The following is a 12,068-nucleotide window of genomic DNA, read 5'->3' as shown; positions in this document are numbered from 1 at the left end:
GGTACGGTGCGCGGATGCGACATCTATGGAGCTTCCTCGCGGGTCTCGTGGTGGCACCCGTCACGTGGATCCTGGTTACTCTCGGTCAGGATGGATCGGCGCGTACCGTTGATCGCTGGGTGGAGATCGATCGGTTCAACTCGGCCAATCTGATCGAGCCCGCGGTCTGGCTGTTCGTCGGCGGTGTCCTGCTCGGACTCCTCGGCACTCTGCGCGTCTCACCGATCGGCCCGATCGTCGCCGGGCTGCTGCTCGCCACCCCGTACCTGGTATTGGCCGTCAGTCCCTTCGCCGTCCGCAACCGCATCCCGGCCGACTGGGAGGTCCTCGGCGACCCGCTACCGCTACGGCTGCCGCTGGAGAACGGGACGCTCTTCCTGATCGGCCTCCTGCTGCTGGTCGCCGGCTTCAGCGGCCAACGGTGGCGGCAGTGGCCGACGACCGAGGCGGAACCGAGAACGGCGGAGAACCCGAACCCGTCGGACACCCCGCTCGGCGACTGGCCGCCGACACCGGAGCGGGACAGCACCGAGCCGGTCCTGGGCAACCCGAGGTCCGACCCGTCCGAAGCACTACCCCAGCAGACCGGTGGCGAGACCCCCTGGTCCACTCCGCCGCGGGGCAACTACCGGCAGCCGACCGCCACCGGGCGCTGACCGACTCCGCGAGTCCCACGCCCCGACCCAGCCCCCGCGAACGGGGCGTGGGAATCTCCCCGGCGCGGTCGAGACCGCCGGCTCTCCGGCCCGGTCGATCGCCGCAGGGTGGCGAGCGGGTTCGTCAGGGGCGGTAGTCATCGTGGTGAACGACGCGGGAGAGCTCGTAGCCGCTCTGGGTACGCCAGTAGTGCAGGCGACGCGCGGCGGCCGACTCCCGTTGCAGGGCCACCCGCCAGCTGGTCGCACCGTCAGCGCGGCGCGCGTAGCGGCTGCCGGCCCGGCCGGTGCGGATCTGGTGCAGGTCACGCCCGGCAAGGTGCTGGACCTGACCGGTGAGCACCTCGACCACGACGGTCACGACCTTCGTCCGACTGATGCCCTCCAGCTGTTCCAGGGATTCCAGGAAGCCGGGAGCCAGAACGTACGGGGCGAGCCGCCGGTCGGCCTTCTCCGCGGCGGGAACGCGCTGCGTCCACTCACAGGTGACCTCATAGCGGAACTGTTCCTCCGGATCGAGGAAGAGTGCCGCCTCCGCGGCTGGCGGCTGATCGGCGCGGTCCTGCGCGCTCCGGAGCTGCTTGACCAGCCGCTGCCGAGCCAGGTCGGCACCGCGGTAGCGGGTCTGTAGCTGCTCGATCACTCCAGTCGCCCGGGCCAGGTCGGCCTCCAGCTCGGCAGCTCGGAAACGCAGAGCCGTCGACTCGTCGGCGATCGACCTGCGAGTCGCCCGCTCGACTGCCAACTCCCTGCTCAGCTGCGCGACCTGGTCCTGCGCCGCCGCTGGCACAGTGTCGGCTGGGCGCGCCAGCGCCGGTTGCTGAACCGGGGGAATCCGTCGGGCCACGTCCAGCGGCGTCGGCTGCCGCGACGGCACCCGCCGTACGACCGGCTGCGGTGACGCGGCCGGTGGCAGCGAGGGCTCCGGTGGTCGAGGCGTCGGTACCGCTGCGGGCCGCGGGTCGGGCGGACGTAGCCAGGGAGGCCCGTCGGGGAGCAGACTCGGTGCAGGCTTCGCCGTCTCCGCATCGTCGATGTCGTCGAACCGCAGCGACAGCGGCTTGAGGGTGACGAGACGACCGGCGACGACCTCCCCCACACTGAACAGACCACTGAGCCGGTCGTTCGGGTTGGAGGTGACCGCCTCCCGGCCGACCTCGACGGTCAGCCCCGGCAGTAGCCGCACGGTGACAGCCTCGTCGGCCACCACCACCACCTCAACCAGCACCACATCATCAATCTGGTACGCCTCGCCAACGGCTGCCAGGGCGCTGGCGCTGTCGACGAAACGCAGCGCCGCTCGCAGGTCCAGACGACGCGAGACCTGGTCATAGCTGCCCGTAACCGGCTGACCCTTGGTGAGTAGCTGATCCAGGGCGACACCGGGGACCGTCAACTCCTCCCAGACGGTCGCCACCGCCAGGTCGTCCAACGTCACCAGCGCGCGAGATCCGATCAGGCCCTGCACCCGGCCCGACCGAAGCTGAGCCCCGGGACGGGGGCGTGGTTCGACCAGTCCGGCCGAGAGCGCCGCCTGCAGCGCGTCGCTGATCAACTGTTCGGTGATGCGGCGACGGTCCTGGGGGGAGTAGGCGAACCGCAACCTGCTGCGGACAGGGTCAAGCACCCAGCCGTGATCGACCGGGTACACCCGGCCCGCACCGCCGTAGACCTGGGTCATCGGCGGCATCACCCGCGAGAATGCCCATGAGACATCGCTCGTGGGCATGAGCACCACCTCAGCCAGGTCCCCGACCGCCTCCTTCAGCGCGTCGGGATCACCGAACGGCTCGTCATAGCCGGTGGGCAGGGTGAGCACCGCGACCGGCCACCCTCGCCCCGGCGTCAGCAACCGGTGGGCAAGCTCGCTCGCCTGCGCCTCGGAGGTGACCCTGTACACCTTCGACGGCGGGGTGACAGCGCCGGCGGCCACCTCCGGAAAGCGCAACCGCCCCATCGATTCCACCCTCCCTACCGGTGCAAGTTACAACGAGCCTCAAGATCGCCAATCGCCACGGTCTACCGTTCACGACGGTTAGTTAACGGAGCGTTGGTCACCTGCCACCACACGGCGACGCCAATCAGAACTCTTTCGCCCTGCCGTCCCGATGTTCGGCGACAGGCCAACGATACTTCCGGCTTCATCCCGATGCAGGCAGAGCTGTGCGACCGCCGCCGCACCGCGTGACTGGCGGACACCACGTGAGTCACATGCCGGACGAGCGACACCGCGTTAGCGCCGGCATCCAGCCCGTTCCCGGTCATGACGAAAAACGAATATTTACCATGTCTTCCCCCTTAACAATGCGGCGCAAAACCGTAAAGCGACTATGCAAGTGAGCAGTGGAGGACGCAAGCCAAGAAGCAGGTTGGATGCCGCGCCTCGCCCGTTCGGTCGACCACCGCCGCCAAAACTACAGATATTGTCGACCAGTTAGGGGAATGACACATCACTGTCAGCGCGCCGGTGCCACCACCGGCGCCTTCAGAACCGAGTGCCGCAACACATTCCGGGACCCTACATCGTGGCGCCGGCCGGGATTACTGGCCGCGGGTGCCGCGCCCTCTCTCCGTAACGGTCGGAACGACGCCGGCCGGGACAACCCGAGGCGGAGGCCGCGGAGCGGGCGGGGAGGCCTCGTCGGCCCCCAGCAGGCCACCTGCGGCCCGACCAGCGGGCCGGAACTGGCGGAACCTGGTGACGCAGGGCGTGGGAGGTCCGACCACGGCACTGCCGCCAACCCGAGGTATACCGACGAGGGGCGCCACCAACCTCATGGCCAGTGACCATCCAGGGCGTGCTCGGCGGCCTCCGGGATCTCTGTATCGGGGACCAACAGCCACCGTACCGTGAAACTACGGAGCACTCCTCCACACACCCGGACAGTCGATTCCCCAACCCCACATCGCACAGTCTCCCTGCTGCGCAGGGAGTACGTCACGTCCGGAACGTTCGACAAGGAGCGCCCACCAAATCAGAACGAGCGGGGCAGCACGCTCCTCACTGGTCACCCAATGTTTGCGCTCCGCACCACAAGGGTGAACTCCCCACTTGATGTCGACATCTCTACCATGCCTTGACCGCAGCCGTCTGTGAGGTGGCCGAGAAGCCAGCCCCGGTCCAGTTCGGCATCCGCCCCAGCATTGCTGACACCCACATTGATTTAAGGGTCACGTACCGGGGCATCCGGAATGGTCGCGCCCTACTCTCGTTCCCAGGGCCAGGGGCCAGAACCCCTCAGCCAGGGCACAGCCTTTGCAGGATCTTCGCCAGTCCCGATAGACCGGCGCGCCCATCGAATGGGTCGCGCGAACTCCCCGAATAGCTCGCCTCACGTCGACTATTGGGGCGCACGAGTACCGGAACGCACTACCCGGATCTTCCGAATCTCGACACTGCACGTACCGCCGGCCCGCCGGCAGGCAGACACGCCTCCGGTCAGACCCGGCAGCGTGCTGGCCCGAACAACGGTGGGTGGCCGGACCAACCGGCCCGGCCACCCGCCCCGAGCTGCGAAACAGCCCCGAATCAGCCCTTCAACAGCTGCCGCGCCATGACGATGCGCTGCACCTGGTTGGTGCCCTCGTAGATCTGGGTGATCTTCGCGTCGCGCATCATCCGCTCGACCGGGTAATCCCGGGTGTAGCCGTAACCGCCGAGCAGCTGCACGGCGTCAGTGGTGATCTCCATGGCGGCGTCGGAGGCAAAGCACTTGGCCGCCGCACCGAAGTAGGTCAGGTCCGCGTCCCCTCGCTCGGACCGGCACGCTGCGGCGTAGGTCAGCTGCCGGGCCGCCTCCAGCTTCATACCCATGTCCGCGAGCATGAACTGGATGCCCTGAAAGTCGGCGATCGGCTTGCCGAACTGCCGACGCTCCCGCACGTAACCCTTGGCGTAGTCGAGCGCGCCCTGCGCGATGCCGACCGCCTGCGCGGCGATGGTGACCCGGGTGTGGTCCAAGGTCTGCATAGCGGTGGCGAAGCCGGTGCCCTCCGCGCCGATCATGCGGTCGGCGGGGATGCGGACGCCGTCCAGGTAGACCTCACGAGTCGGCGAGCCCTTGATCCCCAACTTCTTCTCCGGTGCGCCGAAACTCACCCCCGGGTCGGACTTCTCGACCACGAAGGCCGAGATACCCCGGCTCCGGGCGGTCGGGTCGGTCACGGCGAAGACCGTGTAGAACTCGGACACCCCGGCATTGGTGATCCACCGCTTCACGCCGTTGAGCACCCAGTCGTCGCCGTCCCGGACGGCCCGAGTGGTCATCGCGGCGGCATCGCTGCCCGCCTCCGGCTCGGAGAGGCAGTACGAGAACATCGCGTCGCCGGCCGCGACCCGGCTCAGGTACTTCCGCTTGAGCTCCGCGGAGCCGGCCAGGATCAGCGGCATGGTGCCCAGCTTGTTGACCGCCGGAATCAGCGAGGAGGAGGCGCAGGCCCGCGCCACCTCCTCGATCACGATGGCTGTGGCGAGGGCATCCGCACCGGCGCCGCCGTACTCGGCGGGGATGTGCGGAGCGTGGAAGTCAGCCGCCCGCAACGCGTCGAAGGACGCCTTCGGGAACTCACTGGTCTCGTCCGCCTCCGCGGCGTGCGGTGCCACCTTCGCCGCACAGACCTCCCGGACCGCCTCCCGGACCGCCTGCTGCTCATCCGTCAATCGGTAGCCGTCGAACGCCTGCTCTGCGGCCATGTCGGCCCCTCCTCTTCACCGCTATCATGCGCAGTCTGTAGCGTCATCTGACCGCGGACCGCGCAGACTGCAGGATAGCGAAGCGGGCTCGGGCGATGTTACCGCCGCGTAGGCTACGACGTGCCGCACTGACCAGCCCGCGCGGGAGCATGGTCGACAAACGAACAATCCCACCTTCGGTGCCCTGGCAGGCGCCGCGGTCGGCAGCGACGCCACGAGCGGCGCCAGTGCGAGCGGAGAAGACAGGCGTGACGATCCCGTACCCGAACACCCAGCCAGTACCTCCGATCGGGGCGGTGACCCCGCCATCTGGCGCCCCTCGCCCTCGGGTGACCTTCCTCGGCACCGGCTACCTCGGCGCGACATACGCCATCTGCTACGCCGAGCTGGGCTACGAGGTACTCGGCTTCGACGTGGACGCCGACAAGATCGCCATGCTCAACGCGGGTGAGGTGCCGATCCACGAGCCCGGCCTGGACGAGCTACTCAAGCGCAACCTCGCCGCCGGGCGGCTGCGTTTCAGCACCGACATGGCCGAGGTCGCCGATTTCGGGGACGTGCACTTCATCTGCGTCGGCACCCCGCAGCAGGCCGACGCGCTGGGGGCGAACCTGTCGTACGTCGAGGCGGCTGTCACCAGCCTGGCGCAGCAGTTGACCCGCCCGGCGCTGATTGTCGGCAAGTCCACGGTGCCGGTCGGCACCGCGGAGTGGGTCGAGCAGCTGGTGAGTAAACACACACCCGCCGACCTCGGCATTGAGGTCGCCTGGAGCCCCGAGTTCCTCCAGGAGGGCTTCGCTGTTGACGACGTACTCCGCCCGAACCGGATCGTGGTCGGCGTCAAGAGCGAATGGGCCAACGGGATGCTCTACGCCGCGCACAAGGGCGTCTTCGACCTGGCCGCCACGGAGGACCGCGAGGTGCCGATGGTGGTCACCGACTTCGCCACCGCGGAGTTGGTGAAGGTCGCCGCAAACGCCTTCCTGGCGACCAAGATCTCGTTTATCAACGCGATGGCGGAGGTCTGTGAGGCCGCTGGCGGTGACGTGACCCACCTGGCCCGGGCGGTTGGCTTCGACCCCCGAATCGGCAACCGGTTCCTCCAGGCCGGCCTCGGCTTCGGCGGGGCCTGCCTACCCAAGGACATCCGCGCTTTCCAGGCCCGGGCCCAGGAACTCGGCGCCGGCGAGGCGCTGCGCTTCCTGCACGAGGTCGACCTGATCAACCTGCGCCGCCGGACCCGGGTGGTCCAGCTCGCCGCCGACCTACTCGACCGACGCACCGGCCCGGCCGGCCCCGATCTGTCGGGCGTCCGAATCGGCGTGCTCGGTGCGACCTTCAAGCCCAACACCGACGACGTCCGCGACGCGCCGGCCCTCGCGGTGGCAACGCTCCTCCACAAAGCCGGCGCTGACGTGCACGTCTATGACCCAGCAGGGATGGAGCGCGCCCGCGCGGTGGCGCCCGAGCTGACCTACGAGCCGGGCATCAACGAGGCGGTGGCCGGGGCCGACCTGGTCTGCGTCCTGACCGAATGGGCTGATTTCCGCAACGCCGACCCGGTCGCGCTCGGCGCCCTGGTCGCCGGCCGCCGGGTGGTTGACGGCCGCAACTGCCTCGATTCAACATTGTGGACGCAGGCTGGTTGGGAGTACCGCGGCATGGGCCGCCCGTAGCCCGTCGCCGGCCGCGCTCCGCGGAGTGGGGCGCCACACCCTGGACCCGCCGACAACTGTCGAAATCCACGCCGGCATTGGGCATGCTGCGACAGTAGGGTCCACAGTGCGGCTGGAGGGGTGTCGTGGTGAGCTTCGAGTGCTCCTCGTGCGGCCGGGAGTTGAAGCCGGCCGCCCGCTGCCCGCACTGCGGCGCGGAACAGCCGCAGCGGCTCGAGCACCTGGCGGAGATCGAGCGATCGATCGCGGAGATGAAGGCGCGGGACGCCGAGATCGCCGGCGAACAGCGGAAGATCGCCGCCAAGATGCAGGCGGCGCTCTTCCAGCGGGACATCCTCGCGCACGCCGGTGAGGAGAACGTCAAACAGGCCACCCGCCCCCGACGCGTGCTGCGTCGCCGACCAGACCGGCGACCACCGACCGCTTCCCCCGGCACACCGCCCCGGGTGCCCGGGCAGGGCACCCCGTCCGGGCCGGAGCCGCCCCCGACCGCGGTCTGGCTCGACGCCGACAACCCCGAGCACCCCCCGGAGGCCTCCAGCCGCGAGGTACAGAACATTCCCCTCGGGCTCGGCGCGCTGCTGCTCGGGGTCGCCGCGGTGGTCTTCGCCGCGGTCGCCACCAGTTCCCTGGATGCCCTCGCCCGGCTGGGCGTGCTCTGCCTCGCGACGGTCCTGATGCTGCTCGCCCCGCCAGTGCTGGCCCGGCGTGGACTCACCGCCACCGCCGAGACCATCTCCGCCGTCGGCCTCCTCCTGGTGCCGCTGGCCGGGTACGCGCTCTGGTCCGTAACCAGCGCCGACGGCGCGTCCAGGGCAGTGTTCGCCGGAGCCGTCCTCGCGGTCACCGCCGGGGTTGCCCTGGTATATGGCGCCTGGACCGGACTCCGCGCACCACGGTTCGCCACGGTGCTGGCCCTCCAGCCAATCCTGCCGCTGCTCGCCTACGACCGAATCGGCGCTCCGGCGGGCTGGGCCGCGGTGTTGGCCCTCGTGGCCATCCTGAACTTCTCGCTGGCCGGGTCCGCCGTCACCAAGGCCCGTCCGGTCCGCCGGGACCTGCCCGAAGCACCCCTGACCCCACCACCGACCACAGCTGGGGGCCAGCCCGACCCGGAACGGCCTCCGGCCGCCCCGGTCGCTCCGCGCCAGCGCTCGGGGAGGGACCGACCAACCGACGGTGGTGCGGAGCCCGACGAGGTGCCCGGTGGGGACGGCTCCGCCGTCCGCCCGGTGCCCGGGCTCCGTGAATTGATCTTTGTCCTCTACGGCGCCGCCGCACTGGCTGCCCTCGGTTACGCCAGCGCCGCACTGCTGCGGGCCACCACCGTAGCGGCGGCGGTCGGAGCGGGAGCCGCCCTCCTCCTCGCCGCGACCGTGGCCGGCGCGGGGATGCTCGCGACCCGCCGCGCCCCGATTCCCGACCTCGGCACCGGTCTCCTCACCCTCGCCGTAATCGGCGCGTCGAGCCGGCTCGCCTGGGTGGCGGCACCCGACCAGGCGCTACTTCTGATCACCGCCCTCATCGCGCTCACCGGGCTGGTCGTCCGCGCAGTGCCGGCTGTCCTGCGGCGCGGCCCGCAGTTCGCCTCCGCCATCGCGTTGACCATCAGCGGCGTCGTCGTCGCCACCGGCGCCCTGAGAGCCGGGGTGGCCCCGCTCCGGGCCGCCCTGCCGGCGTGGGCCGCCGACCTCGACCGCTACCCAGCCGAGCTCACCGCAGGAGGCTCCCCCGCCGCCAGCCAGCTCGCCGCCAGCGCGCTGCTGCTGACCGTGGCCGCCATGGTCGCCCTGCCGCCAGGGATCCGCCGGGAGTTCGTGGTGGTGGGTGCCGCGCTGACCGCGCTCGCCGTCCCCACCTCGTTCGGGCTCGGCTGGGCTGCCGCGCCGTGGCCGATGGTGATGGCGGCGGTCGGGATCGGGGCGGCCGGACTGTCGGCACGGACCGAACGCACGGCGCGGGCGCATGCCGTAACCGCCGCCGGGGTGGGGCTGTTCGGTGCCGGAGCCGGACTGGCCCGACCGTTGTTGACCGCCGCCGTCCTGCTCATCCTCTTCGTGGCGGGCGTGCTGGTGGCGGCGGCACCCCGGCTCCGGGCCGCCTCCGCGGGAGCAGACGTCCTCTCCGGCTGGGCCGCGGGCGGGGCGGCCTTCGCCCTGCCCGGCGCGGTGGCGGCGGTCGTCGCCGCCGGTCCGGCGGCGTCCTCCACCGCACTGCGGGAGGTGACCGTCGCGCTGCTGGCGGCCAGCTCCCTCGCGGTCTGCATCACCCTCGGATACGCCGCGCTCGTGCAGGTTGCACACCGGCATCTCCCCATGCCGCTGGCGACGGGGGCAGCACTGGGCGCCCTGGCCGTCGCCGCGGCCTCGTTCGGGGCACCCGCCACCACCGCCGCCGACGCCTGGGTCGGCGCGCTGCTGCTGGTCGCCGCGGTGCTCCTGTTCTTCGCGCCCTCCTTCGACGCCCGTCGCCGCTCCGACCTCTTCCTGGATGGGGCCGACCTGGCCGGCGCTGCGGTGACCGCCGCGCTGGTCGCCACCCTGGCGCGAATCGCCGCTGTCCTTGCCCCCGCAGCGCAGCTGGCGGTCGCCGCCGGGCTGCTGCTGATCGTGGCCGTGGCGGCCCGCGCTCTCCCGCCGCCGTGGCGGCGAGGTCCAACCCTCGGCCTGGCCCTGGGGGGCGGGCTGGTCGGACTGCTGGCCGGCGGGATGGCGCTCCGCGGTGGCATCGGCGTCCTCCTCACCTCCGGCCCGATCTGGGCCGGCGAGCTGAGCACCTGGCCGGCCGCCCCGATCGGCGGCTCCACCTGGCAGGCGCCGATCGCGCTGGTGCTACTGGCGATAGCCGCCGCGATCCTGTTGCCGCCACCCTGGCAGCACGACATCTCCGGCGCGGCCCTGCTCCTGGCCGCCATCGGCGCACCGGCCGCATTCGCGCTGCCGTGGTGGTCTCCGGTGCTGGTGGGTTCACTGGTGGCAACCGGGTACGGCCTGGCATCGGTGGCCTCGGTTGAGGCCCGAACCGCGTTCTCCCGGGCCGTCGTGGCCGGCGTACTGGCGCTGCATGTCGCCGGCGCCGGGCTGGTCCGGCCGTGGACGACGGCGCTGGCCCTCGGCGGCATCGCACTGATCGGTGTCGCCGTGGCGGCCTTCGCTCGCGCCCTCTCCCCACCGCTGAGCACCGAGGTGGATACGGAGGGGGCACCGCCCCACCCAACGCAGATCGGTGGTGCCGCGACCGGGGCCACACTGTTCGCCCTGCCCGGCGCGGTGGCCGCCCTGGCTGCCGGGTTCGGGCACCCACCGCAGGTGGTGCTGATCGCCGCCCTGGCCACCTCCGGTCTCAGCCTGGCCGCCGTGACGTCCACCCGACGCCGAGTTCCGCAGTACCTGCCCTGGGCCAGCGCCGCGCTGGTTGGCGGCGCCACAGTGAGTGCCCTCGCCGCCATCCCCGCCGGCCTGCAGGTCGGGGTGTACGCCGCTGCGGCCGCCCTGATCGGTGTCCTTGCCGAGCTGAATCGCGGCGCTACCGAGCCACCGGCCGGGCTCGCCGCACCGACTCGCCGCTGGCGAGTAACCCTCGGGGGCACCCTGGGCTACTCCACTGGACCCGGTACCCGCAGGTGGCGGGTAGACCCCGCCGCCGGGGCGCTCGCCGCAGCGACCCTGCCCACGGTGCTGGCCCTGGTCTCGCTCGCACCGGCACTGCACGTGGCGCTGGTCGAGCCACACCGGACCCTCGGCCGCACCTGGCAGGGCCCGCCGCCGGAGCTACTCCTGCCCGCACCCGCGGCGGCGGATCCGACGCACGTACTCACCGCGCTGCTGCTGACCGCCGCCGCCGCACTGGCTGCTGTCGGTTTCAGTGGCGGTCGGCGCAGTCGGGCGGTGCCGGTCATCCTGCCGGGTGCGGCGGTGACCCTGCTGATCACGCCCGTGGCGCTGGATCTCGCCTGGCCGGCGAGCACCCTCGCCGGGCTCACCGTCTTCACCCTCGCCATGCTCGGACTCGCGCTCACGCCGCCGCCCACCCTGGTGGAGCGGGCGCGCTCGCTCCGGCTGGCCCGGGTGCTCGTCTTCGGCATCGGCCTCGCTGCCGGCAGCGCGGGACTGGCCGGCAGCCTGGCCGCAGCGGACCTGACCCTGGTCACGCTCGGCGGCGCGGTGGGTGTGGGTACGGTTGCCGCGCTCTTCGGTGCCACCGGGCACGCCCGCATCCTCGGCTGGCTGTTCGCCGCCCTGATGGCGCAGCTCTTCGTGCTCACCACCGGTCTGGTCGCCGGTCTGAGCGCGCGCTGGTCGGCGTTCGGCGTCCTGGCCGTCGGGGCGGCCCTCCAGGTCTTCGCGGCCACCCTGCCGCGCCTGCGTCGCCCGGAGGCGGGGCGGGAGGCGGCCACGGTGGAGTGGAGCGGCTTCGCCGCCGCGCTGATCGCCCTGGCGCTGGCCTACGACTCACCCCGGCACATCGCGGCCCTGCTCGCCGCCGGGGGCGCCATCCTCGGCGTGGCGGCGGCCCGACCCGGCCGCCGCGACATCGAGCGGCGGATCCTCTTCTGGGCGGTGGTGAGCTGCGAGATCACCGCGTGGTGGATTCTCATGTGGGTGGCGGACGTGGCCCTGCCCGAGGCCTACACCCTGCCGTTCGCTGCGCTGGCCCTGCTCGTCGGCGTACTGGAGCTGCGCCAGCGCTCCGAGCTCAGCAGTTGGGTGGCGTACGGACCGGCCCTGGTGACCGCCTTCGCGCCGACCCTGGCGATCGTGCTGGCCACCGAGAGCAGCATGCTGCGCCGGGTGCTGCTGCTGCTCGGGGCGGTCGCGGTGCTGGTCTTCGGCTCGCTGCGGCAGCAGCAGGCACCGGTGATTGTGGGGGCCACGGCCACGGCGATCACGGCGATCCACGCGCTGTTCAGTCTCGGGCCGTGGCTGCTGCTGATCCCCGCCGGCCTCCTCCTGTTGGTCCTCGGGGCCAGCAACGAACGTCGCCGTCGGGCCCAGGAACGCCTCCAGACCGCCCTGCGCGGCATGCGCTAGGCGGCTGCGGCGG

5 protein-coding genes are annotated in these 12,068 nt (G+C 71.5%); 3 read left to right on the top strand and 2 right to left on the bottom strand.

Going from position 1 to position 12,068, the window contains the following annotated elements; all coding sequences use genetic code 11:
• Positions 1-47 precede the first annotated feature (47 nt).
• On the top strand, positions 48-656 hold the full coding sequence (locus AC1UKG_RS04560) for a hypothetical protein (protein WP_482641926.1): 609 nt from the start codon (positions 48-50) through the stop codon (positions 654-656).
• A gap of 124 nt (positions 657-780) precedes the next feature.
• On the opposite strand, the gene AC1UKG_RS04555 is transcribed toward AC1UKG_RS04560, so the two are convergent.
• Entirely contained in the window at positions 781-2,613 is a 1,833-nt protein-coding gene (locus AC1UKG_RS04555) for a hypothetical protein (RefSeq protein WP_482641816.1), read from the bottom strand.
• 1,572 nt (positions 2,614-4,185) lie between these two features.
• Entirely contained in the window at positions 4,186-5,349 is a 1,164-nt protein-coding gene (locus tag AC1UKG_RS04550; protein ID WP_482641817.1) for an acyl-CoA dehydrogenase family protein, read from the bottom strand.
• A 248-nt stretch (positions 5,350-5,597) separates the two neighbouring features.
• On the opposite strand from AC1UKG_RS04550, the gene AC1UKG_RS04545 reads away from it, so the two are divergent.
• Entirely contained in the window at positions 5,598-7,025 is a 1,428-nt protein-coding gene (locus AC1UKG_RS04545) for a UDP-glucose dehydrogenase family protein (RefSeq protein WP_026325070.1), read from the top strand.
• 125 nt (positions 7,026-7,150) lie between these two features.
• The gene (locus tag AC1UKG_RS04540; protein ID WP_482641818.1) at positions 7,151-12,055 is read left to right on the top strand and encodes an SCO7613 C-terminal domain-containing membrane protein; all 4,905 of its coding nucleotides are present in this window, start codon (positions 7,151-7,153) and stop codon (positions 12,053-12,055) included.
• Positions 12,056-12,068 lie beyond the last annotated feature (13 nt).

This window comes from Salinispora sp. CH2A1_6 (assembly GCF_056820975.1).
This window is presented reverse-complemented; position numbering and strand designations above follow the sequence as displayed.

What these genes read in the sequence shown, in the direction of transcription:
- AC1UKG_RS04555 (WP_482641816.1), bottom strand. Translation starts at nt 2,613, where the DNA reads ATGGGGCGGTTGCGCTTTCCGGAGGTGGCCGCCGGCGCTGTCACCCCG.
- AC1UKG_RS04550 (WP_482641817.1), bottom strand. Translation starts at nt 5,349, where the DNA reads ATGGCCGCAGAGCAGGCGTTCGACGGCTACCGATTGACGGATGAGCAG.